19 protein-coding genes are annotated in these 24,864 nt (G+C 57.1%); 15 read left to right on the top strand and 4 right to left on the bottom strand.

Annotated features, from left to right (window positions below):
- Positions 1–1,003 precede the first annotated feature (1,003 nt).
- The 5 genes from AC1DV9_RS24285 (at position 1,004) to AC1DV9_RS24265 (ending at position 5,539) form a co-directional block, all read left to right on the top strand.
- Complete coding sequence (locus tag AC1DV9_RS24285) at positions 1,004–1,729, top strand: Crp/Fnr family transcriptional regulator (RefSeq protein ID WP_477950333.1); 726 nt, start codon at positions 1,004–1,006, stop codon at positions 1,727–1,729.
- A 78-nt stretch (positions 1,730–1,807) separates the two neighbouring features.
- Positions 1,808–2,035 (top strand): DUF6894 family protein, encoded by a 228-nt coding sequence (locus AC1DV9_RS24280; RefSeq protein ID WP_112386830.1) that lies wholly within the window; start codon positions 1,808–1,810, stop codon positions 2,033–2,035.
- A 422-nt stretch (positions 2,036–2,457) separates the two neighbouring features.
- The gene (locus AC1DV9_RS24275) at positions 2,458–2,895 is read left to right on the top strand and encodes a DUF2231 domain-containing protein (RefSeq protein ID WP_112518308.1); all 438 of its coding nucleotides are present in this window, start codon (positions 2,458–2,460) and stop codon (positions 2,893–2,895) included.
- A gap of 34 nt (positions 2,896–2,929) precedes the next feature.
- Positions 2,930–4,234, top strand: coding sequence for a PQQ-dependent sugar dehydrogenase (locus AC1DV9_RS24270; protein WP_477950371.1), 1,305 nt, complete (start codon positions 2,930–2,932; stop codon positions 4,232–4,234).
- A gap of 120 nt (positions 4,235–4,354) precedes the next feature.
- Entirely contained in the window at positions 4,355–5,539 is a 1,185-nt protein-coding gene (locus AC1DV9_RS24265; protein WP_310300502.1) for a low temperature requirement protein A, read from the top strand.
- A gap of 692 nt (positions 5,540–6,231) precedes the next feature.
- On the opposite strand, the gene AC1DV9_RS24260 is transcribed toward AC1DV9_RS24265, so the two are convergent.
- The 4 genes from AC1DV9_RS24260 to AC1DV9_RS24245 form a co-directional block, all read right to left on the bottom strand.
- Positions 6,232–7,431, bottom strand: a complete 1,200-nt coding sequence (locus AC1DV9_RS24260) for a mandelate racemase/muconate lactonizing enzyme family protein (RefSeq protein ID WP_477950332.1) — start codon at positions 7,429–7,431, stop codon at positions 6,232–6,234.
- Positions 7,432–7,448: 17 nt separating this feature from the next.
- On the bottom strand, positions 7,449–8,810 hold the full coding sequence (locus AC1DV9_RS24255; protein WP_477950331.1) for a mandelate racemase/muconate lactonizing enzyme family protein: 1,362 nt from the start codon (positions 8,808–8,810) through the stop codon (positions 7,449–7,451).
- 66 nt (positions 8,811–8,876) lie between these two features.
- Entirely contained in the window at positions 8,877–10,043 is a 1,167-nt protein-coding gene (locus AC1DV9_RS24250) for a mandelate racemase/muconate lactonizing enzyme family protein (protein WP_477950330.1), read from the bottom strand.
- Positions 10,044–10,089: 46 nt separating this feature from the next.
- Positions 10,090–10,800 carry a GntR family transcriptional regulator gene (locus AC1DV9_RS24245; protein WP_477950329.1) on the bottom strand — a complete coding sequence of 237 codons (711 nt, stop codon included), beginning with the start codon at positions 10,798–10,800 and terminating at the stop codon, positions 10,090–10,092.
- Positions 10,801–11,004: 204 nt separating this feature from the next.
- Here AC1DV9_RS24245 and AC1DV9_RS24240 point away from each other — a divergent pair, with 204 nt between their 5' ends.
- From AC1DV9_RS24240 to AC1DV9_RS24195, 10 genes are all read left to right on the top strand, one after another.
- Positions 11,005–12,483 (top strand): ABC transporter substrate-binding protein, encoded by a 1,479-nt coding sequence (locus AC1DV9_RS24240; protein WP_477950328.1) that lies wholly within the window; start codon positions 11,005–11,007, stop codon positions 12,481–12,483.
- Positions 12,484–12,558: 75 nt separating this feature from the next.
- Positions 12,559–13,518, top strand: a complete 960-nt coding sequence (locus tag AC1DV9_RS24235) for a carbohydrate ABC transporter permease (protein WP_477950327.1) — start codon at positions 12,559–12,561, stop codon at positions 13,516–13,518.
- The gene (locus AC1DV9_RS24230) at positions 13,515–14,405 is read left to right on the top strand and encodes a carbohydrate ABC transporter permease (protein ID WP_477950326.1); all 891 of its coding nucleotides are present in this window, start codon (positions 13,515–13,517) and stop codon (positions 14,403–14,405) included. The genes AC1DV9_RS24235 and AC1DV9_RS24230 overlap by 4 nt, the downstream gene beginning before the upstream one ends.
- 10 nt (positions 14,406–14,415) lie before the next feature.
- Complete coding sequence (locus AC1DV9_RS24225; protein ID WP_477950325.1) at positions 14,416–15,513, top strand: ABC transporter ATP-binding protein; 1,098 nt, start codon at positions 14,416–14,418, stop codon at positions 15,511–15,513.
- Positions 15,514–15,543: 30 nt separating this feature from the next.
- Positions 15,544–16,707 (top strand): mandelate racemase/muconate lactonizing enzyme family protein, encoded by a 1,164-nt coding sequence (locus tag AC1DV9_RS24220; protein ID WP_112386819.1) that lies wholly within the window; start codon positions 15,544–15,546, stop codon positions 16,705–16,707.
- A 23-nt stretch (positions 16,708–16,730) separates the two neighbouring features.
- Positions 16,731–17,477, top strand: coding sequence for a ribonuclease activity regulator RraA (locus tag AC1DV9_RS24215; protein ID WP_477950324.1), 747 nt, complete (start codon positions 16,731–16,733; stop codon positions 17,475–17,477).
- Positions 17,478–17,702: 225 nt separating this feature from the next.
- Complete coding sequence (locus AC1DV9_RS24210) at positions 17,703–19,409, top strand: adenylate/guanylate cyclase domain-containing protein (RefSeq protein ID WP_477950323.1); 1,707 nt, start codon at positions 17,703–17,705, stop codon at positions 19,407–19,409.
- A 570-nt stretch (positions 19,410–19,979) separates the two neighbouring features.
- Positions 19,980–20,480 carry a hypothetical protein gene (locus tag AC1DV9_RS24205; protein ID WP_477950370.1) on the top strand — a complete coding sequence of 167 codons (501 nt, stop codon included), beginning with the start codon at positions 19,980–19,982 and terminating at the stop codon, positions 20,478–20,480.
- A gap of 82 nt (positions 20,481–20,562) precedes the next feature.
- Positions 20,563–21,720: an efflux RND transporter periplasmic adaptor subunit gene (locus tag AC1DV9_RS24200; RefSeq protein WP_477950322.1), complete on the top strand. Its 1,158-nt coding sequence runs from the start codon at positions 20,563–20,565 to the stop codon at positions 21,718–21,720.
- A complete protein-coding gene (locus AC1DV9_RS24195) occupies positions 21,720–24,857 on the top strand; it encodes an efflux RND transporter permease subunit (protein WP_477950321.1) in 3,138 nt (1,045 codons plus the stop codon). Before AC1DV9_RS24200 ends, AC1DV9_RS24195 begins: the two co-directional genes overlap by 1 nt.
- The last annotated feature ends 7 nt before the right edge of the window (positions 24,858–24,864 follow it).

Here is a 24,864-nt window from a genome sequence, read left to right as displayed (position 1 = left end):
TCTGAAACGAAAAAGACAACCCGAAGGCGGCCTTTTTTGGTGGTCGCTTCGTGCAAATCACCACAATATCCACTACGCACTGTAGAATGTTCACCGGGACAACACCCCGGATGAAAGCCCCGATGCACAGCCAAATCCTCTAAGGCGTCTTTCAGGTAATCCGCCAAGGTATGGCGAGCGCGTTTGGATATGCCAATCTCAGCTATCCGGCCCTCGCCTCCACATTGTCACCAGATCCTAGTGTCGGCGGCCGAAAAGATCGCGGCAGTTCTTGAGTAAGACATCCCGCGGCGGCCTGCAGTACGATGCCTTCCTTGCCAGCGCTGGAGCGTTCGGCACTTCCTGCAATCAATGGGGAGCACGCGAATGACTGATCGTCTTTCGAAATGCTTGGCTTGTAACGGTCGCGGCTACTTCCGCTGCGACTGCTGGCCGGGTGACTGCATCTGCGATAGGCGGTACACAATCGCACGACAGAGTAAAAGGGACATCGTTTTGGCAACAAAACGCTGTCGATCCTGAAGCTGCTGATGGACTGCGCGGAGGAAGCCGGATGGATCTCTGAACACCGGATCAAGGGCATACTTTAACCGCAGCGATGTCCCCCGGCGTGTCAAGGGTATTATCGTGACGCTGGCATAAGGAAATTACGATGATCGAAATTTGCCGATGGTCCACCTTCTTCGCGTTGGGCGCAGATTGCAACGCCGCGAAACTGGAACATTTGTCGCAGCCTGCTGTTTACTCGTTGAATATCTGCTGTGTTCAAGCAGAACAGTGGAAATATTAGGATGTTCGTTGATTGCGAAGCACGTCAGATGCAACCCGTATCGATCGCCGCCGGAAAAGACAGTCGGGCTTCGCTGGTTGCGCCGTCGCGCTCCTAAAGGTCAACGGGCCGTTTTCCGGGTCACCGGCGGAAGAAGCGGTGGCTTTTTGAGACAATGCGTCTTGCTAACATTAAGCCGCGTTCGTTCGTCGATAACGCCTTGAGGAGTTTGAATTGACCTTTCGCCAGGACAAAGTCGGCAACCGGATGCTCGCCGCATTGATGCCCGCGGACTTCACGCTTCTGCAACCGTATCTTGAGAAGGTTAAGCTGCCTGCACATTTCGAGATCGCCCGGCCGCGCAGCAGACTTGAGTATCTTTACTTTCCGGAGTCGGGCATCGGCGCGGTGATGACCGTTTCACCGAATGACAGGTCGGCGGAGGCAGGGATGTTCGGATCGGAAGGTTTTGTTCCAACTTCGACGATCATCGGCGATGACATCGTCCCCTACTTGATTGAGATGCATGTTGCTGGCCTGGGTTACCGTGTTCCAATCAAAGTAATGCGGGAGTTGACGGCAAGGAGTTCCTCACTGCAGATCCCGTTCATCAAGTACATGCATGTGTTCGCAACACAGGTCGCCTATACGGCGCTCGCAAATGCCCGCTATAGGATCGAGCAGCGCCTAGCGAGGTGGATCTTGATGTGTCACGACCGTCTCCGCTCAGACGAACTCGATATCACGCACGAATATATCGCTTTCATGCTTGGGACACGTCGCCCAAGTGTGACGACGGCGTTGCACGTGCTTGAGGGCGAGCGGCTGATCCGCTCAAATCGTGGCTTGATCATTGTCCTCGATCGGAAAGGCTTGGAGGAATTCGCTGCTGGATCCTATGGTATCCCTGAACAGGAATTCGAAAGGCTGATCGGCCGCGCGCATAGGGAAACCGAATAATACTCGGAACAATCTGAAGCGCACATCATTCGGAAAAGAGATTTTTCCAAGAAAAGACACTGACCCGCGGAGCAGAACATGCGCTATTTTTTTAATATTCGAGATGGCGAAACATTTATTGCAGATCCGGAAGGTAGTGACCTCGGTTCGCTTGAAGCCGCGATCGATGAGGCAAAAGCAAATGCGCGGGAAATGATTGCCGAGCGCTTGAGGACCGGTGCCGCCCTTCGAGACCAGGTGTTTGAATTGACGAATGAGTCAGGTGACATTGTTGCCCGCATTGACTTCAAAGATGTTCTGCATTGATCGGTACCGCTTAAACACCGGATGGATCAGGTTCTTAAATCGACCTCGCAAGGCCACAGAGCGGCTTCCCGTTCAATGGCAGTGCGTTTGCGCGGTGATGAGGCCCCGGCACATTGCTCCGTGGAACCTATCATCGGATAGTAGCAAATTGCGGCCGATCGCCAAGATCTTATTGCACCTTGAAAAATGACTTCTCGCAGCACGCGCTGCGGCCAGTGAACTATAAATTTTGCCTGATAAAGAAATGTCTGGCTTGGTTTGCGTCCTGCGAGATCCGGGCTGTAACATCCCCCACGCGAAACAGCGTGTCTATGTGGCCGTAGCTAACTTGCGTGCTGGCTTCTCGGTTCGATGACGGGCGGGAACAATTGCGACCGGTGGTGGTTTGTGAAGAACGCGAAGACGTTCCTCAGGATAGACCCATGATCCCCGTAGAAGCCTCCATCCCCATCTACAAACCATCCCTTCGCTCAATCCCTCTTCATTTTTCAGCGGCGTGCTTCATTGGTGCGTTGTTCACTGACACTGCGTATTGGCAGACGGCAGAAATGACCTGGGCGAATTTCTCTGCATGGCTTCTGGCAGCCGGGCTGGTCACCGGCGGTGTTGCCCTCCTTGCCGGTCTTGTTGATCTCGCGCGTGGTCGGTTTCGCTTCGCCGGGCTCGCCTCAGCGCTCTACGTTCTTGGTGGCATCGCGATTTTCGCTATTTCATTTGTAAACGCGCTGATTCATAGCCGCGATGCCTGGACGTCGGTCGTTCCCCTCGGTCTAGCTTTGTCGATCGTGGCGTTTGTGCTCATCGTCGTGGTTTCGATTTGCGGCTCCATCACCGAGCGGCGGATCGCCAGAGGATATTGATATGATGGCGCGCCAACGTTCCCGCCTCTTTGTTATGGCAACACTTTTCGCCTCGACTGCCCTTTTGGTTTCCGCCTGCAGCGACAATGAGCCCGATCCAAACGCAGAGATCGGGCCAGATCCAAAGCTTCCCGATCAATCCCAATATCTGATTCCGCCAATGCATATAGCCAAGGTCGTAGGATGGAAGGACGGCAAAGTGCCGACTGTCGCGAGCGGTCTTGAAGTAAAGGCGCTTGCCTCCGGATTACAGCATCCGCGCTCAGTGTATACGTTGCCCAACGGTGATATATTGGCGGTGGAGTCAGTGGCGCCTCCCGAGGCGTCAGCGAAGCGTCCAAAAGACTTGATCATGGGTATAGTTCAGTCGTTCGCGACTGGAGGAACCGGAAGCAGCGGCAAAAGCAACCGCATCACACTGCTGAGAGACGCCGATGGCGATGGGACGGCCGAAATTCAAGACGTTTTCCTCGATCATTTGAACTCGCCCTTCGGCGTAGTTCTTGTCGGAAACGATCTATATGTCGCCAATACCGACGCGGTTGTGCGCTATGCCTATACGCCGGGCGAGACAAAAATTACCGAGCCTGGCACGGTACTAACAGATCTTCCTGGAGGGCCAATCGACCATCACTGGACAAAAAGCATGACGGCGAGCGCGGACGGTTCGCTGCTTTACGTGGGTGTCGGCTCAAACAGTAACATTACGGAAAACGGCATCCAGGCGGAGAAAGACCGGGCAGCGATCTGGGAAATCGATCGGCAGACGGGAATGCACCGCGTTTTCGCAAGCGGTTTGCGCAATCCAAATGGGCTGAGCATCGAACCGCAGACAAAGGCTCTCTGGACGGTGGTCAACGAGCGTGACGAGCTCGGACCAAACTTGGTGCCTGATTACATGACTTCCGTCAGAGAGGGCGGCTTTTATGGCTGGCCCTACAGTTACTACGGCCAGCACGTCGATCCGCGCGTCATGCCGCAACGGCCTGACCTCGTCGCCAAAGCGATTGTCCCCGATTATGCGCTCAGTTCCCACGTCGCCCCACTCGGCATGGCGTTTTCTAACGGCACGAGCTTGCCTGAAGAATATCGAAGCGGCGCCTTTGTCGGCGAGCATGGCAGCTGGAACCGCAATGCGTTCAACGGCTACAAGGTGATATTCGTGCCATTTTCAGAGGGAAGGCCCAGTGGCGCGCCGAAGGATGTGGTGTCCGGGTTCTTGAACGATCAGGAACAGGCGCAAGGCCGGCCGGTCGGCGTGACGCTCGATAAAACCGGCGCTTTACTCATTGCCGACGATGTCGGAAACAAGGTGTGGCGAGTGACGGCCAAGCCTTGAAGCGCGTCACTGGTTTGCGAGGGCAAGAGTTGCCCACATTGGCGTTTCGCTGCGACCAAAGGAGAACCACATAACAATGAGGGCCGCTGGCAACGCTAACCCTGGTCGATGGACATCTCAATGAAGGCGAGAAAATCTGGCCGGGCCTGGCTCCGTGACAAGGACGCGGAAAAGTCGAAAGCAAGCTTCCCAGAACTGTTTTTCGATCTCGTCTTTGTATTCGGGCTGATCCAGTTGTCCCACACTCTTGCGGAGGATTTCACCTCAGCGACCGCAGGAGAAGCCCTACTGCTCATCCTGGCGATCTGGTGGCTTTGGATCAATACGACCTGGGTCACAAACCTTCTAAATACCGACAGCGAGCCTGTCCGCTTACTTTTGTTCGCGCTCATGTTTGCGGGTATTCTCTTGGCTATCGCCCTTCCTGAAGCTTTCGGTGACCATCCTCTGCCATTTGCCGTCATTTACGTTGGCATGCAGATCGGAAGGTCACTTTTTGCATGGTTCGCATTTCGCCGTCATGATCCCAAGTCGGCTTCCACCTTCCTTCGCATCACCGTTTGGGCATGCGCTGCCGGAACGCTCTGGATCGGAGGCGGGCTGGCTTCATTCGAATGGCGGCTGTCCATCTGGAGCATTGCTCTGGGGCTGGAATATAGTGCGCCATTGTTGCGGTTTCGCTTTCCAGGCCTGGGAGGATCCGAAAAGGAAACGCTGCACCTGAACGGTGAGCACCTTGCTGAGCGCTGCGCTTTGTTCGTCATCATCTGCCTCGGCGAGACCATTTTGACAACCGGGCGTAACGCTGCCGAACACATGGGCACAGATTTAACTTTTTTGGTATTTTGTGGGGCCTTTCTAACCACAGTCGCCATGTGGTGGATTTATTTTCACCAGGGCCAAGAAGAGGCCGCGGAAAAGGCCGAGGTGACATCCAAGCCGGAAGCTGTGGCGCACAATCTTTTCACCTACGGTCATCTGCCGATCGTCGCCGGCATCATATTGACAGCGGTTGGCGAAGACTTTGCGCTCTCGCACCCTCACGAGCAAGCTGACCTGAGGGCCACTGCAGCAATCGCCGGGGGGCCATTCCTGTTCCTATGTGGAAACATTTGGCTAAAACTGGCCGCGGCGGAGCGGATACCGTTTTCGCATGCCGCAGGCCTCGTTGGACTTCTGGCAATCGCAATCGCTACGCCGCTGCTGCCGCTCTACGGTATGAACATCGCCGCCACGGCGGCACTGCTCGCCACAGGCGCTTGGGAGTATGCTGCGCTTCGCCGGCCATCTGCGCAATCGGCATAAAAACCGCCTCGCGCTGCGCAACGCCCGTGCGATGAGCAAAGAGATCCGTGGCGTTAGAGCGGAAGCCGCGATCGCTTGTCCGCGGGCTTGGTGACTTCCAGTGGGCAGGCTCCCGAGCGTCGGTAGGGCAATGGCTGCCACAATGGCGCGATGAAATTGCGGCACCTTGCAATGGGGCAGGATCTTGTTCAACCTTGCATTTTAAATCCCGCAAAAGTGGTTCTGCGCTCAGAACGAACTGTATGTCCCGCAAGCTAAGGTCATCTTCTGCAGGCCTTTAAGTCGCCCTTCAGGGCACGAAATAGCGCACTATAGTGCGGCTTGTGACAGTTGTTTGATTGCGTTTTTGGCTTTCCAGGTTTGAATTGACACTTTGACCATCAGACGTGGGCAGCAAAATCAACAAATGAATCAACAGCAGCCTAGAGCGACCTTACGCGCTCGCAAGACATATCGGTGACCACAGCAAGTCGGGCACTCAAGGACGGCCAGAGCTGAACGCGGAGATCATCGATCAAAACGCGCTGCTGAAAAGACTTGGTTATCGGCCCAGCACGTGCGATGTCCAACCTTCGCACGGGTCGATCGCAGTCAATCGCGTGGACGCCAACTTGCGCCCGCACTTCGTTTGAAGTTCTCCGCGATGGCGATCTCTTTGCTACGAAACGAGCTTCCACGTCAGGCGAGGACGTTCAGGCGAAAAAATCCGCATCCTCTTCCATAAGATATTTCTTAGCACGCTCAGCATCTATATCGACGCCCAGGCCCGGAGCCTCTAACACGTCCACCATGCTGTCCTTTACGATCTTCGGCGGCAGGCCAATGACCAGATCCTCCCACCAGGCGTCGGAGGCGCTTGGATATTCGAATGCGACATAATTTGCCGGCAAGGTGGCGCAGACATTGATCAGCGCTCCTAGGCCCAAAAGGCCGTTGGCAGTGCCATGCGGCGCCATCAGGATCGAGTGCATGTACGCATGCTCGGCAACCCATTTGAGTTCGGCAATGCCGCCAATGTCAGCTGGATCCGGCCCGATGACGCGCACTGCCTGCGTCTCGATCAATTCCTTGAAATTGTGCCGCAGGTAAATTTGCTCACCGGTATGGATCGGTGTCGAGGTGGAGGTGGTCAGTTCGCGATAGGCCTGGGGATTGACCCAGGGAACATAGTCCCCGGTCAACATATCCTCGAGCCACATCAAATTGTACTTCTCCACCGCTCGCGCGAACTTAATCGCATCCGGCAGCATCCAGCCCGGCCCGCAGTCGAGCGCTAGACTGACCTTATCGCCCAGCACCTCCTTCATCGCGATCACGCAGTCGAGCATGTGGTTGAAGCCGCGCTCGCTGATTACGCCCTGATCCATTGCGCCGTGATAGCCAGCCTTCTTCTGCGTTACGCCGTAGTGGAAGTCCTCGATGCTGTCTTTCATATTCGAATGGAACGAGATCCCTTGCTTCACCATAAAGAAGTTCTGCGGCTGCTCCATCATCCATTTGACGTCGGCAGCGTAATCCTCCGGCCGATCGCCGGTGCGCTTCTGGCGGATAGAGCCATTGTAGACGCGCACCTTGTCGCGTACCTTGCCACCGAGCAGCTTGTAAACGGGGACGCTCGCCGCCTTGCCGGCAATATCCCACAACGCATGCTCTATTGCGCTGACCGCAGCCCCATATGGCTTGAAAGACCCGCGTTGGCGGATTTTCAGCATCACTCTTTCGACGTCGGTCGGGTCTTCGCCAATCAGCGCATCGCGGAAATGCAGCACAAACGGTTTTAGGTAGGACTTCGTGAATTCGACTTCGCCAAGCCCATAGAGGCCCTCATCCGTCACGACACGGACGATAGGGTGTTTGCCGATAACGGCGCAGCGCAGATCGGTGATCTTCATCTTCGTTCCTCCTCGCTTCAGCTCCAGGTACGATCCCAGGAATACTCGTTGTCCCAGCGGTCGGTAGGCTCCCAAATCCCGGCAACGCCCGGCTGCAGATGACGTGAGATGACTTCATCGACGACGTCGTCTATCCCCAGGCCCGGCTTGTCCGGTACGGTGATGAAGCCATCTTTGACGAGAGGCTTTGGGAGGCCGGTGACGATGTCGTCCCACCAGTCGACATCGGCCGAATGATATTCGAGCGCCATGAAATTCTCGGTCGCGGTCGCAACATGGGCAGCCGCCATCGCGGCGATGGGGCTCTCCGCCATGTGGATTGCCATCGCGACACCGTATTCCTGTGCCATATCGGCGATTTTCTTGGTTTCCAGTATCCCCCCACTGGTCAGCAGATCCGGATGGATAACGGAGACGCCGCCGCCGTCGAGAAGCGGCTTGAACCCCTCCTTCAGGTAGATGTCCTCGCCGGTACAGATCGGGACGGTGGTCGAATCCTGCAGCTGACGATATTGCTGCGCATATTGCCAGGGGATCACGTCTTCGAGCCAGGCCGGGACATATTTCTCGATCCGCCTGGCGAGGCGAATGCCGTTCTGCATCGAAATATGGCCAATATGGTCGATTGCCAGCGGGATATTCATGCCGATGACGTCACGAACTTCGGCGATGTACTGCTCAAGCAGGTCAAGGCCCTTGTCTGTAAAGTGGAGGCCGGTGAACGGGTGCTGAACGTTGTGCAGATCGTAGGCGGCATTGCGCAGACGGCGCTCATCGATGGTTTTCAGCGGCCCACGCACCGGGCTTTTGCGGTATCCCTCGAGCGATCCTGCGGGAAACACGACAGCTCCTGGCACATCAGCAATCTGCATCAGCCCGAGATCCATCTTCAGGAATGTGAAACCGAGTTCCATGCGCTGCTTCAGGCGCTTTCCGGTCTCCGTGCCGCTCGGCACGGTGGCGTCGGTATCGCAATAGACGCGCACCTGCTCGCGAAATCGTCCGCCAAGCATCTGGTAGACCGGAACGCCATAGGCCTTGCCGGCAAGATCCCACAAAGCAATTTCAACCGCCGACACGCCACCGCCCTGGCGCCCGTGTCCGCCAAACTGCTTGATACGCCGGAACAGGCGATCGATGTCGCAGGGGTTCTCGCCTAGCAAGCGGCTTTTCAGCATAAGAGCGTAGGTCGCGCTGGCCCCGTCTCTGACCTCGCCGAACCCGACAATTCCCTGGTTCGTATAGATCTTGAGGAGGGCGGAGGTGAACGGGGCACCGTCGATCTCGGCGACGCGCATATCCGTGATGCGAAGTTCGGACGGTTTTGAATTCAAGTTTACCCGATTGAGCGCTTCTTCCGCTCCATCTACCTCTCGCATGATTTGATTCCTCGTTCTAGTCGATAGGGCTTGTCGCCGCACGGCCGACACAGCCGAAAACGTCGGTCAATCCAATTCAATCTCGTGGTCTTGAAGGTAGTCGCGGTTCATCTCGACGCCGAGGCCTGGCTTTTGGCTAAGCTTCAGGTTGCCGTTCGACACATCGAGGGGGCGGTCAATGAGATGATCATATTTGCCCAGGTTCCATTCCGACGTCTCAAGCTTGTAGAAGTTCGGGACGGTCATCATCACCTGCGCGCCCGCAACCACGTTGATCGGGCCGGCGGCATCATGCGGGGAGACAGGGATATAATAGGCCTCGCACAGCGCCGAGATCTTTTTGAGCTCGGTAATGCCGCCGGTCCAGGTGACATCTGGCATGATGTAGTCGGCGAGCTTGTTTTCGAGAACGGGAACGAAATCCCACTTTGTGTGACCACGCTCCCCCCATGAAATTGCAGCACTTACCTTTTCCCGGACCTGTTTGAGCGCGTTTAGACTTTCGGGTGGGCAAGGCTCTTCGAACCAGTCGATCTGGCCTGCTTCTTCAAGACTGCGGCAAAGACGGATGGCGGTTGGGACATCGAACCGGCCGTGGGCGTCAATGAGAATGTCGACGTCCGGGCCTGCTGTCTCGCGGATCAGTTCCGTCAGCTCGGCGGCTTCGCGTTCGTCCCTGCGGGTCATGCTGCCGTCGAGATAGCCGTCCCGCTGTTCACGCGCGATTCCATCGGCAACGCGGCCCTGATGAGGGAAGGGATCGAACTTCAGTCCTGTGTGGCCGGAATCGACAATATCCCGAATTTCGCGGATGACAGCCTCTTTGCTGGTGAATTTCGCCTGGTTGGGATGGGTATAGAGGGCGATCTCGTCGCGCACAGGCCCGCCAAGTAACTCATAGATCGGCTTGCCGAGGACCTTGCCGCGGATATCCCACAGAGCGATGTCGATGGCGCTTACGCATTCGACCGCAGCGCCCCTGCTGCCCATGTATGTGAAGCTGCGGAATATTTTGTGCCACAGATATTCGATACGGGCAGGATCTTCGCCTCTGAGAGCCTGACCGATCTGGCGAAGGATTGTGCAGAGCGCTCGATTGGCGAGCTTAGTCGTGGTTGTTATTTCGCCCCAGCCACTCACTCCCTCGTCTGTCGTTACCTCCACGAAAAGGAATTCTCCCCAGTAAGACGCATCGGACTTGATGAGCCACGGCCGTACGCTTGTGATTTTCATCTGGGCTACCTTTGACTTGAACTGAGCAGATGTTTGCCGGCTTGTCCTATCCCGCGCGGGCCGCGCTACGTGCCCTCATATGTTCCAGGAGATGTCGGCCCGAACCCTCGACGTGCCGCGCAATGAGTTCGGCTGCCGCATCAGCATTTCCGGCCTTCACGAGCGCAATAAGTTCACGGTGTTCGCTGAGGATGGCTGCGCGCCGGGCGAGCGTGAAGTTGAAACGCCGGCCGACGGCTCTCAGAACTTCACGATGCTTCCACCAAAGCTCGGCGGCGTGGCGGTTATAATGTTTTTGATACATTACCGTGTGGAAAGCGGTATCCAGCTCACTGTGCTTGAATGTATCGCTGAAGTTGTTCTGCTCGATCAAACCCTGAATGCGCTCGAGTTCGGCGATGTCTTCCACGGTCGCCATGGTGACGAACCAGCGCGTCAGTGCCGGCTCGATCAACACGCCAATCTCGTAGACATCCCGAACGAAATCCTGATCTATTGGCCGCACACGCGCACCGCGGTTTGGCACGAAGGTAACGAAACCTTCGCCACGCAACAGCTGCAAGGCCTCGCGAACCGGATTGGTCGATGTGCCGTGGCGTCGGGCGAGATCGGTCGCGACCAGCCGCTCGTTTGCTGCAAGCCGACCCTCGATGATGTCATCTCTGATCAGTTTGTAGAGGGTGGCTCCCTCGCTCGATGCGCCATCTGCGTCGATGCCTTCAGGTGGCATGGCTTTGAACTCAGTCGTCTCGGTCAAAATGTTCCCCAATGAATACTCTACTTTTCCAATTATCATGCAAATCTCAGCCAAACAATGTACGATTTTGTCGATTGACATACATTCCTTGATCTGAAAACGTATAATCTGCGTCATGGGATACACTGGCTTGAGGAGGTCAGTCCCACGAGCGTGGACCGCCTGCCCTGAGCAGAGCGGCTTGGGAGAACCTGGAGGATACCTATGACGAGGATTTCACTCGGAGGTGCCGTCCTGCGCGGCACCGTCTCGACTGCTATGCTGGTGTCTATGCTGTCTACTTCCGCCCTTAGCGCGTCGGTGGACTTGAGCAAGTGGTCACCGGACTACGTTCGTTCTATTGCTGGCACACAGGACTTCGATACCGCGGCAGATTGCAGCAAGGTTACGCCCCTGGACTACAAAGGACGTCTGACGTTCTGGTACCAGGGTATCTTCGAAGGCGATCCAGACTCGCTGCGGCAATATTACAAGGATTTTTTTGCGACCTTCCGCAAGACCTACCCGAATATTCAGCTCGAGGAACAGGGGCTGACTTACAACGACCTGCTCGATAAATTCCGCACCGCACTGCTCGGTAATGCCGCTCCGATGGCGGTTCGCCTGCAGATCCTGGGAGGCGTCGAGTTTGCTGCCAAGGGCTATCTTCAGCCTCTGAAGCCAGAGGATGTCGGCTATTCAACGGATGATTTCTGGCCTGGCGCCATGAAGGCCGTCAGCTGGGACGGTGTGCCCTACGGCATTCCGACCAATAACGAAACGATGGCCTTCATCTGGAATGCCGACATATTCAAAAGAGCTGGCCTCGACCCCGACAAGGCTCCAGCAACCTGGGACGATGTCGTCAACTATTCCAAGCAGATCCACGACAAGCTTGGAATCTCGGGCTACGGCCTCGTGGCTCGCAAGAACGCCGGCAATACGCCTTACCGCTTTATGCCGCAGCTTTGGGCCTATGGCGGAGGTGTCTTTGACGAGGCATCCAAGGATCCGACCTACAAAGAGGTTGAACTTGCCAGCCCTCAAAGCAAGGCCGCATTGCAGGCTTCCTATGACATGTATGTTCGTGACAAATCCGTACCTGTCTCAGCTCTTACAAACCAGCAGGCAGACAATCAGCCGCTTTTCCTGGCTGGCCAGCTTGGTATGATGGTTTCTCATCCGTCTGACTACGACGTCATGCTGGATCTGCAAAAGAAGGCGACCGCTACGGATAAGGAGAAGGCGCAGACGGTCATCGACAATATGCGTTACGGACTCATTCCGACCGGCCCCGACGGCAAGCGTGCCGTTGTCTTTGGCGGTTCAAACATTCATATCCTCAAACCCGAATACGTGGAAGGAGGCAAGGTGGACGAACTAGCCGCGAAGGCTATCGTCTGCATGTGGTCCAGCCCTGAATGGTCCTTGAAGTTGGCCTATGTCGGCTCGAACCCAGGCAACCTCAACGGCTTCAAGACCAAGTGGATGAAGGACCGTCTGGACAAGATCAAATTCCTTGACGTCACCACATCGATGCTGCCGTTTGGCATTCCGTTCCCCGCACTACCGCAGTCTCCCGAGATCATGAACATCATCGTACCGGACATGCTGCAGAACGCTTTGACTGGTGCGATGACGGTCGACCAGGCAGCCGACGATGCCGCCAAGAAAGTTAAAGAAATAATGGACGGTGGGCTCTAGCCCAGATCCGACGATCTAACCGGCTGCTGAGAAACCCGCAGCCGGCTTTGTCTCAAAGGATGAGGGCCTAGCGTAGTGGCGATCTTGACTGGAAAGGCAGACGTTTCCCGGCCGCTTGAACAATACAGGCCCGGTTTGTTGCGAAAGATCTGGGACCATCGTGCTGACTACGCATACGTTCTGCCGTCGATCGCAGTGATGCTCATCGTGATAGCATACCCGATCTACTATACGATCGAGCTGTCGTTCTTTAACACGCCGCCAGGACTACAGCTCAAAGACAAGATTTTCGTCGGCCTCGACAACTACACCGCCATCCTTAAAAGTCCGGTGTTTTGGACTGTGACCAAAAACACCCTCATCTGGACCGTCGGGTCAACTTTCATCTCCTTCGTTCTTGGGTTCGCCTGTGCTTTGGCGCTCCATCGTGACTTCGCCGGCCGTGCAATCCTGCGAGCCATCCTGATCATCCCCTGGGTCATCAGTGCAGTCGCCGCATCCTACATCTGGAAGTGGATCTACCATTCGGACTTTGGTGTGATCGGCGCGGTATTGGTCGGCGTAGGCCTTGCCGACCGGCCACCCAATTTCATCGACAGTGTCGATACGGTGCTGCCCTCGCTTATCGTCGTCAACATCTGGAGAGAGTTCCCGTTTGCCATGATCATGATGATGGCTGGCCTACAAACAGTGCCCGATCAATTGCTGCGTGCGGCGAAAGTTGACGGCGCCAATGCCTGGCAGCGGTTCTGGCACGTCACCTTCCCGCATGTCAGAAATGTCTCCACGGTAACGATCCTGCTCTTGGCGGTGGCCAACTTCAATTCCTTCATCATCCCATGGATCATGACGGGCGGGGGACCATCGAACGCATCGCACATCTGGATCACGCATATCTATGAACTCGCGTTCGGACGCCAGCGATGGGGTGTGGCATCGGCCTACTCGGTCCTGCTGTTCTTGATCCTGATGTCTTTCGGCTACTTCTATGTTCGCGCGCTAAGCGCCAATGGGCAAAAGGAAGGAAGCGAATGAGCACAATTCCCGAGACCGCGCAGACCAGGCAGGCACGCCGCCGCACAACCATCGACGGATGGCGGTGGGGCGGCCGGGTGTTCCTGCTCCTCATGCTGCTCTACACAGCTTTGCCGATGGTCTGGATGCTGCTGACGTCAATCAAATCTGGTTTTGCCGCAATGCAGTTCCCGCCCCAATGGTGGCCGGACCAACCCACTCTTGCCAGCTACCAAAAGCTGCTTGATCCGCAAAACAGCGTCGGCCAAGACTTCCTGCGTTTCTTTTGGAACAGCCTGTTCGTGTCCACGGCGACTACAATAATGTCGGTTGTCGTGGCGGTACCGGCTGCCTACGCGTTTTCCCGCTTCACCTTCCCGGGACGGAACTTCCTGTTTTTCGCTGTCTTGCTTCGCAATATGTTCCCGGCAGTCATCTTCCTCGTGCCGCTGTTTATTCTCATGCGCGCATTAGGGCTGGTGAACACCCATGGGTCCCTCGTCCTGACCTACCTTACATTTGGCTTGCCGCTCGCAATCTGGCTCCTCAAAGGCTTCTACGACAATATTCCGATCCAACTGGAGCAGGCCGCACGCATTGACGGGGCGACCCGTTTCCAGGCCTTCGTGCTGATTGTCGTGCCACTCTCAACGCCTGGGATCATCGCTACAGCGATCTATTCGTTTATCGGCGCATGGAACGAATACATTTATGCCTACACGTTCTTGTCGAAGAATGAACAGTTGACCCTACCCGTTGGCATCCAGCGTTTCTTCTCGGAGAACACCACCGACTTTCCCGGTCTCATGGCGGCCAGCTTCATCATGAGCGTACCGGTCGTCGTCCTGTTTCTGCTTCTGCAACGATACTTCGTACGCGCCCTCACCGAAGGCGCAGTCAAGCATTAGGGAGTTGCTCGTGGCCCATGTGGTCCTCAAAGATCTGATCAAGAATTATGGCAGCTTCAATGCTGTGAAGAGCGTCTCGCTGACTGTTAACGACGGCGAGTTCGTGGCACTCGTCGGCCCGTCAGGCTGCGGCAAGACGACAACGCTCAACTTAGTGGCGGGGCTGACGTCTGTGACGTCTGGCGATATTGTCATCGGCGACCGGGTGGTCAATGATCTCGACCCCAAGGACAGGGACATCGCGATGGTGTTCCAGAACTACGCTCTCTATCCTCAGAAGTCGGTCTATAAAAACCTGGCCTTCCCGCTGCAGATGCGCAAACTGCCAAAGGACGAGATCGACAGGAAAGTCAGGGAAGCTGCACGCGTCCTGGACATGACGCAGTTGCTTGAGCGCAAGCCGCGGGAGCTTTCGGGCGGCCAACAGCAGCGCGTGGCGCTCGGCCGCGCCCTCGTACGCGATCCGGCCGTGTTCCTGATGGACGAGCCGCTCTCCAATCTCGACGCGAAGCTCCGCGTGCAGATGCGTTCGGAGATCAAGCGTTTTCACCAAGATCTGAAAGCCACAATCATCTACGTGACGCACGATCAGCTTGAAGCGGTGACGATGGCCGACCGGATGGCGGTGATGAACGGTGGCTATCTGCAGCAATACGATACGCCGGCACAAGTCTTTGCCAATCCGGTGAACATGTTCGTGGCAAGCTTCGTCGGCAGTCCGGCGATGAGCCTCGTTCCGCTGGAAGCATCCACCGCAGGAGGCAATACGGTCTTGACCAGCGCGGAAGGTTGGCGACTGGAACTTTCGCCGGAGAATGCCCGGAAGGTCGCCAAAGCGACATCCAAGAAGGTCGTGCTCGGTGCGCGTCATTCGACCATCAAACTGCATAAGACTGCGACCCCAGGTACGGTCCCCGCCAAAGCCTACACGGTTGAACCGACAGGAGACGTCACTTTCGTACAGGCCTTCCTGTCCGGCGCTATCGTCAATATCAGCGTGCCGCCAGCCGTTGTCGTCGCACCAGATGAACCGATCTGGCTAGAGTTCGATCAGGAGCGGATCCACTTGTTCGACGGCGAAACAGAAATGGCTCTCAAGGCAGATTGAGATGACGCGCATGCGCAACACGAGGCGCCGATGACGACGAAACTTAAAATCACGGCGATCAAGCCATATCCGATCTGGGTCGGCATCCGCAATCAGATGCTGGTCAAAGTCGAAACAGATTGCGGGATCTTCGGGTGGGGCGAGAGCGGCTTAAGCGGACGAGAGCAAGCAGTTGCGGGCGCAATCGAACATTATCGCGAATTCCTGATCGGCCGCGATCCGATGCAGATAGGGCGGATATGGCAAGAGCTTTATCGCAGCCAGTATTTCGAAGGCGGGCGCGTTTTGCAGGCAGCGATTTCCGCGATCGATATTGCCCTCCATGACATCAAGGGTAAGGCGCTGGGCGTACCGGTCTACGACCTTCTGGGTGGCAAACAGCGCGAGCGCATACCGACCTTTGCCTCTACCGGCGATGAGGCGGAGGGCGATGCTGCGATTGACCGTGCGAGCGAGCTGCGCGAACAGGGTTGGCAGGCGATCCGCTTCTTTCCGGCCGGACAAAGCAACCGCGAGGTCTTCGAACCACGAGAGTCGATTGGCGCGACTGCGGCGGTGCTGAACAAGGCCCGCGAGGTTCTGGGCGACAACGTCGTCCTCGGCATCGACTATCATCACCGGCTATCGGTTGCGGAAGCTGCAAGCTTCTGCAGCAAGCTCGGGAGTGGCGTACTGGATTTTCTTGAGGAGCCAATCAGGGATGAGACCCCAAGCGCATATGAATCCTTGCGCAAGATGACCAACATTCCATTTGCCATAGGGGAAGAGTTCGCCAGCAAATGGCAGTTTCTACCCTTCATCGAGCAAGATCTTCACCAGTTCAACCGGATCGACGTCTGCAATGTCGGCGGCCTTACCGAAGCTATGAAGGTCGCCGGTTGGAGTGAGGCGCATTATGTCGATCTGATGCCGCACAATCCGCTTGGTCCTGTATGCACGGCCGCGACGATCCATTTTGCGGCTGCTGTAGCTAACTTTGCTTGGTTGGAGACCAGAGCTCCTGAGACGAAACTTGGCTTTGATAACTCTGACTTCTTTCCCGTGCAGCCGAGGCTCGACGGGACCGACTACCCGGTCAACGCCCTGCCTGGGCTCGGCGTTGAGGTAAACGAGGATGCAATTGCGGCACAAAGCTTCCGCTTCTGGGAAGCCCCTCACCTCAGGCGCCGTGATGGTTCCGTCACCAACTGGTAATCCACTCAACATTGGAGCTTGTCATGACGCAGACGCCCGACATTACGCGACCGCCCAAGGAATTGATCGATGCATTAAAGGAGATTGGCGCGGCGACGATTGCCGGCACACTCGGGCATATGGGGTTTCGCAATCCGCACATGGTCGGTCCCACTTCACAGAGGCGAGGCAAGTCGATCGTCGGACCGGCACTGACGCTCCAGTTCATGCCCCAGCGGCCGGATCTCTTTAGCGAAGGAGAGTATGCTGATCCTGAAACGCAGCTGCATCGCCACGTCCTCTACCACGTCCAGGAAGGCGATGTCGTCGTCGTCGATGCACGTGGCGACATGAGCTCCGGCGTCTTCGGCGACATGATGTCGACCTATTTCAAAGGCCGCGGCGGTGCTGGCATCGTCATCGACGGATGCATGAGAGACAGGCCCAATGTCGAAAAGCTGGATCTTTCCCTGTGGCTTCGCGGCTGGACGCCAAATTATCACGTCCAGACGAGCATCTACCCTAACGCTGTCAATGTTCCGATTGCCTGTGGCGGTGTCACGGTAATTCCAGGTGACATCATCGTGGCTGATGATGACGGCGTGGTGGTGCTTCCCGTCGCGATGGCCCGCAAGGTTATCGAAGAATCGCAAACGCATCACGACTGGGAAGAATTTTCGCGGATGAAACTCATGCAGGGCGGATCTCTGCAACGCTATTATCCACTGCACGACGATGCCCGCAGTGAATACGAGGAATGGAGCAGGACCAATCCGCCTGGAAGAAGGTAGGCGATGGGCGGGACGGGTATCCAATGGTCTGTGTGATACCTGTGCGATCTCCAAGAAACGAGATATGGGCTTTCTTTATAACTCGATGTCTAGCCTGGTGAACCGAGACCTCCAAAGGCGCAGATCTCTATTCGCTGGTCTGCGAAACGATCGTATTTTTCGGCTTGTTGACTGATCTGCGGGTGAACAGTACCTTACGAGGCAGGTCGTTAGGCTTGTCTTCATATGACAGATCAATCTCTTCAACGCCGCCTTGCTGCCATTGTCGTTGCTGACGTGGTAGGATATTCGGGCCTTATGGAAGCCGATGAAGCCGCAACCTTGGCGAACGTCAGGGAGCTGCGCTTTGGAATTATCGAGCCTGCTGCGACGCGCCACAAAGGTCGCATCTTCAAGGTTCTGGGCGACGGATTCCTGATCGAGTTCGGTAGCGCAATGGATGCGGTCAAAGCAGCGTTGGAAATTCAACGAGCCACCCTTGCTGTTGAGGATCTCGGAGACCGGCGCCTCCTCTTGCGGATAGGCGTGAACCTGGGGGATGTCATCGACGACGGTTCAGATCTGCTTGGCGACGGGGTAAATGTCGCGGCGCGCCTTCAAACGGCGGCCGCACCGGGCGGCATTTGCATTTCAGCTGACGTTCATGGCGAGATCGCCGGCAGCATCGACGAGCGGTTCTTTGACGCAGGCCAATGCCACCTGAAGAACCTTATCCGCCCGGTCCACGTCTGGCACTGGCCAGATCAGTTGCAAAGCATCTTACCGCTGCCCGATGGCCCCTCAATCGCGGTACTGCCTTTCACCAATATAACCGGGGATGAAGCGGACGGCTATTTTGTCGACGGCTTGACAGAGGATCTGATCACCGACCTCTCTCGAAGGCCTGGACTGTTCGTCATCGCGCGCAGCTCGGTGTTCGCTTACAAGGGCAAGCGGATCGACGTGCGGGTGGTGGCCCAGGACCTCGGCATCCGCTTTGTCCTGGAAGGGAGCGCGAGACGCTCAGCGGGCCGTGTTCGCATCAATGCGCAGTTGTTCGATGCCCGTGCCGGCCAGCACCTGTGGGCTGATCGCTTTGACAGGACGATGGAAGATGTCTTCGAGCTACAGGACGAAGTTAACGCCAAGATTGTTGAGGCGCTTGTCGGACGCCTGGCTGTGCCGATACAACGTAATCGGCCGAAGCACTTTGAGGCGTACAATCTTTGTGTGCGCGCTCGCAGTCTGACGGAAGAATCGCCGCATACCGCGCGCGAGGCCTATATGCTTCTGCAACGTGCAGTTGAGCTTGAGCCATCATATGCCGAGGCACTTGGGCTGCTCGCCTATAATCGGTGGCTCGCCTGGACTCATTTTGGAGAATCGGAAGATCTCAATCGCCGGACAGCGACGACGTTCGCGCAGAGAGCAGTCAGCCTAGATCCAAACGATGCCGGGTGCCGTTATGTTCTGGGGACCATTTTAGCTTACGAGCGGCGATGGGAGGAATCAGAGGCGGCCTTCGCCAAGGCCTTGGAGCTGGATTCCAACCATGCTGATACCTGGGCTGCGATGTCGGACATGTCAGTTCTCGACGGCAGGGTCGCCGACGGACTAGCACAGATCGAGAAGGCCCTGCGGCTCAATCCACATCCACCCTGCTGGTATCTTTGTCATCTTGGACAGGCCCAATACGCTGCCCGCAATTATGACGGGGCGAAGGCCACTCTCCGCCGGGATGAAACCTACCGAACCAACTCACGTAAATTTCTTGCTGCCTCGCTTGCACAATTGGACGACCTAGAAGAGGCTCGTCGCGAGGCAGAGCTGTTCTTGATCGCCCACCCCCATTTCACGATCAACCATTGGCTCAGTTCCCAACCGCTGCGTGATCCATCTGTAGGAGACCATTTTGTCGACGGTTTCCGCAAGGCAGGCCTTCCGGAGGGATGACAGAAGAGTTGAACAACTCCACTAACAATGCAATCTTGTCTCCACGGACACCGAGTTAACGTGCCCAGGCGGCATACTTGCGCGAGTCCGCGGAGGCCGTCGCTGTTTCGAATTGAACAAGTCCGGCGAACTTCCTGAGCGCCGGTCCGTTCGCACCCAAGAACGTTGCGGCAACACATCACTGTGACGGCTTGAGCAGGCCAGAGGATGCCGGAAATTCAACGGTCGCTGCCAGTCCTCCACCTTCCCTCTGCTTGAGATGAAGCGGTCCGCCGAAGAGCCCGACAAGCTCCCCGTGCTATCGAAAGGCCGAAACCGTGTCCGGGGAAGTCTCATCCAGCCGCACGCCAGGTGAGACCGCCTCGGGGCCAAAGCCAGCGTCGATGCCCGGCCCATCATCCGTCGTCTTCGACCAGCAATATGCGCATCGTGAACCCAGTTTCTCTGATGTCTTTGTGAGAACTAGGGCGCGTTTGCTTAACTGAAACTGAACCGCGACGTTCAGCCTGCGTCGATCTGGACACGCCTACCATCCTCCAGTCAAAACGAACTGGAGACAGCATCATGTCCATGGAAAACGACGCTCCCGACACCTCGCCTGAGCGGCAGGCCCGCAGGGGCAGCCCGCGCCGGCCGGCAACGCATCTGGCGGCTTTTGGAATTGCGGCCTTTGCGGTTCTTGCAATCGGTGCGGCCGGCGGTGCCGCGGCAATGAAATTCACCCGGCCCGGCATCGAGCTTGCACCCTTGACGCCCACCTCGATCTCCAGCCTCAAGGACGATTGGGGCGTGGTGACGCTCAAAGGCAAGGTCACGGAGATCTACGGTAACAAGTTCATCGTTCAAGACGAAACCGGCAAGGCCTTGATCGAGACCGGTCCGGCCGGCGATGACGGCAAGCTCGTTGCTGTCGGCGAACCCATCAGTGTCCAGGGCCGCTTCGACGACGGGTTCCTGCATGCGAGCTACGTCATTCATCAGGATGGCAAAACCGACGCCCTTCGCCCGCCGCCTGGACCTCCCCCGCACGGCGAGCCGATCGCCGATTTGTTGCGCAAGATAAAGCCCTAAAGCTTCCAAAACGACGCCTGGCGCGCCGTTGAACCAAAATCTTCGGCGCGCGTTATCTGGCGGATTTCCGGGAGTGGCACGCATGATCAAACCTATTGTTCAATTGCTTGCCTCTCCTGGCAAGTCCGTCTTCTTCACGGCATGCGTCGTTACGGCGGCCTTTCAAGGCGGTTCAGCAATCGCAGCCGATGCCGCCGCAGTGCCGGTAACCGCAATCGCTGCGCGGACGGGAACGATCGACCGCGTTATCAATGGCATCGGAACCGTTGCACCCCTGCAGTCTGTGACGGTCAGGCCCAGGATCGACGGGCAAGTCGTCGACATCTCCTTTGCTGAAGGGCAGATGGTGCAAAAAGGCAGTGTTCTTCTGAAGCTGGACGATCGCGAATTGATTTCCGCTCTCGCGTCTGCAAAGGCGAAAAAGGCCCAGGACGAGGCGCAGCTAAACAGTGCCCGGACAGACGCACAGCGGTATGCGGCACTCGCCGAGAAGGGCGTTGCGTCGGCTTCGACGCTTGAGCAAAAGACCGCGTCGAGTCAACAATATGCGGCGGCCGTCCAATATGACGACGCGCTTATCAAAAGCGCGGAAACCCAGCTCGGGTTTGCCACGATCACCGCCCCCTTTGAAGGACGCACCGGATTCAAGCAGGTCGATGTCGGCAGCGTCGTAAACGCGAGCTCCACGACTGGCATCGTGACGATCACGCAGATGGATCCGATCGGGGTATCGTTCGGGGCGCCGGGCGACAAGTTTGGCGAGATCAGGGACGCTCTGAATCAGGGTATAGCAGAGGTCAAACTGACGAGCACCGACGGCAGCCGCACACTTGCCACCGGGAAACTGACCACTCTCGACAACTCCGTCGATGCCTCGAACGGCTCGATCCATCTCAAGGCGACATTCGACAATGCGAAGGCGGTGCTCTGGCCCGGTCTGCCCGTCGCAACAACGCTGACGGTCGAGAAACGCACTGGTGTCATTGTTCCTGACAAGGCGCTCGCCCGCGGTCGCGACGGACTCTACGCCTACGTCGTCGGCGCCGGCGGAAAAGCCGTCCGCCGCTCGGTCAAGACCGCCTTCGTCACCGATGCGATGGCGCTGGTTACAGAAGGCATCGGCGACGGCGATCAGGTCGTCATGGACGGTCAGTCACGCATCGGCGACGGCGCGTTGGTTTCGGTCACCCCATGGACCGGCTCCCCGGCAGGTGAGCTCGCAGACAAGGCAACGCCATAATGATCGATCGCGAGCGTAAGCCCGGAGAACCAGCAGGATTTTTCGATTTCTTTATCGTTCATCCGGTCGCGACCGGGCTGATCATGTGCGGCATCTTCCTTCTCGGGGCCATCTGTTATCCGTTTATGCCGGTCTCGGCTTTGCCGCAGATCGACTTCCCGACGATCCAGATCGCAGCAAACCTTCCCGGCGCCTCGCCTGAGACCATGGCTGCGAGCGTCGCCCAGCCGATCGAAGACGCGTTGTCGCGCGTCAGCGGCATATCCGAAATGACCTCGAACAGTTCGCTCGGCACGACCTCGATCACGGTGCAGTTTGGACTCGACCATGATATCCAGACGGCCGCAAGCGACGTTCAGACGGCAATTAGCGAAGCGGCTGGTCAGCTTCCGAAGGACATGACGTCTCTGCCCACGGTGCATAAGGCGAACCCCGCCGACGCACCCATCATGCAACTGTCGGCAAGCTCCGATGTTCTGACCTTGCCTGAACTGGATGAGTTTATCGAACGCAATGTGGCATCCAAGATCGGTCAGGTATCGGGTGTCGCTTTCGTAAACATCGGCGGCAAGCAGAAGCCCGCGATCCGGATCGCGGTCGATCCCGGGCGGCTGGCGCAGGCGGATATCACACTCGAGGACGTGCGAACGGCGATCGGCAATCTCAATCTCAGCGCGCCCAAGGGAAACATCGACGATCCGACCAGGACCTTTCCGATCTACACGAATGACCAGATCGGTAGCAGCGCGCAGTGGAACGACGCAGTCATCGCGTATAGCAGCGGCGGTCCCGTTCGTATCCGCGATATCGGTCAGGCGGTCGACGGCGCCGAAGACAACAAGATGGCGCATTGGACCAATGGCGAGCGCGGTATCGCGCTCGACGTCTTCCGTCAGCCGGGCGCAAACGTCATTGCTGTCGTAAACGCCGTGAAGGAACAGCTCCCGGCGCTTCAGGCGTCACTGCCCAAGTCGATCAAGCTCGAGCTCGTCACTGATCGCACGACAACGATCAGGGCATCAGTCAATGATGTTCAATTCACGCTGATGCTGACGATTGGTCTGGTCGTCGTGGTGATATTCCTTTTCCTGCGAAACCTCCGCGCGACGATCATTCCGGTGCTGACGCTGCCGATTGCGCTCGTCGGTGCGTTGGCGCCGATGTGGGTGCTCGGTTTCAGTCTCGACAACCTGTCTCTCATGGCGCTCGTCGTGGCTGTCGGATTTGTCGTCGATGATGCGATCGTCATGCTGGAAAACATCACCCGCCATATCGAAGACGGCGTCGATCCCAGGGATGCCGCCCGCAGAGGGGCGCGTGAGATCGGTTTTACCATCGTCTCGATCAGCCTGTCGCTGATCGCTGTTCTCATCCCGGTCCTATTGATGGGCGGCATCGTTGGACGCCTGTTTCGCGAATTTGCGATCACCTTGACGGTCGCGATCGTCATTTCCGCCATCGTGTCGCTGACGTTGACCCCGATGCTGGCTTCCAAGCTGATCCGCCCGATCGATGAACGCCAACGGGGGCGGTTCTACCGCCTCGGAGAAGCGTTCTTCGATCGCCTCACGTCGCTTTATATCGCGAGCCTGAGACCGGTGATCCGCCATAGGATATTGACGCTTGGCGTCTTCATCGCGACGATCGCCGGAACAGCTTATCTGTTCATTGTTATCTCCAAGGGCTTCTTTCCGGAGCAAGATACAGGTTTCATTGGCGGGCTATCGCAAGCCTCTCCGGATATTTCCTTCTCGGAGATGTCAAAACTGCAGGAGCGGGTTAGCGCCATCATCCTGAAGGATCCGGCGGTCTACAGCGTGTTCATGGACATCGGCGGCGGCAATGGCGGCAACGCGCTCAATCAGGGCCACGTGAACATTACACTGAACCCATTGGAAAGCCGGGACGCGAGCGCCAGGCAAGTCATCGAACGACTCGGCCAGGCTTTGAATGCGCAGCAAGGCATCAAGCTTTTCATGCAGTCCGCCCAGGATATCAATATCGGCGCGCGGCCTGCCAAGACCCAATATCAGTTCACCCTTCAGGACGCCGATATCGAGGAGCTTGGTACCTGGGCATCGAAGGTTACCAGCCGCCTTCAAGGCGTCTCGCAACTGCGGGATGTTGGCAGCGACCAGCAAGCTGAAGCGCCCAATCTGTCGATCAAGATCGATCGCGCCGCAGCAACGCTTTACGGGGTTTTGCCCTCCGGCATCGACGACACGCTTTACGATGCCTTCGGTCAGCGGCAGGTCGCGTCCTACTCGACGCAAACGGATACGTTCCGGGTGATCCTCGAAGTTCTTCCCAACCTGCAGCGCGACATTGCAACGCTGGACCGGCTTTCCATTCGTGCCAGCAACGGCACCTTGGTTCCGCTTTCCGTGGTGGCGAAGTGGTCGACGGACGGCGTCTCACCCGTCTCCATATCGCACCAGGGTCAGTCGCCCGCGGTCACGATCTCGTTCAACCTTGCCCCGAATGTCGCGCTTGGCGAAGCGACGCAGGCAATCGAAACGGCATTGGCCGACATGCATCCGCCGGCTTCGCTGCAGACAGGTTTCTCCGGAAGCGCCAAGGCTTTCAAGGATTCGCTCGGAACCGTCCCCTTGCTGATCCTGGCGTCGCTCGTCGTTGTCTACATCATTCTCGGCGTCTTGTACGAAAGCCTCATCCATCCGTTGACGATCCTCTCGACGTTGCCATCAGCGGGTCTTGGGGCATTGCTTGCACTCAAACTGGCAGGTTTCGACTTCGGCCTCGTCGCAATGATAGGGGTCATCCTGCTGATCGGCATCGTCAAGAAGAATGGCATCATGCTAGTGGATTTCGCGATCCAGGCAGAGCGGGAAGAAGGTCTCGGAAGCGAGGACTCGATCGTCAAGGCAGCACAGATGCGGTTTCGTCCGATCCTGATGACCACGATGGCCGCATTGCTTGGAGGGTTGCCTCTTGCCATCGGTCACGGATCTGGCTCCGAATTGCGGCAGCCGCTCGGCTACGCAATTGTCGGGGGTCTCCTTGTGAGCCAGTTGCTCACCCTCTATACGACACCTGTCATCTATCTGCTGCTCGACAAGCTCCGCAAAAATCGTACAGAGACGGCGGGCAGTCAGAGCAGCGCCTCAGCCGCATAGCTTCCAA

The organism is Rhizobium sp. 01L410, from assembly GCF_056400165.1.
The sequence above is the reverse complement of the archived record's forward strand: the minus strand, read 5'-3'. Positions and strand labels throughout refer to the sequence as shown.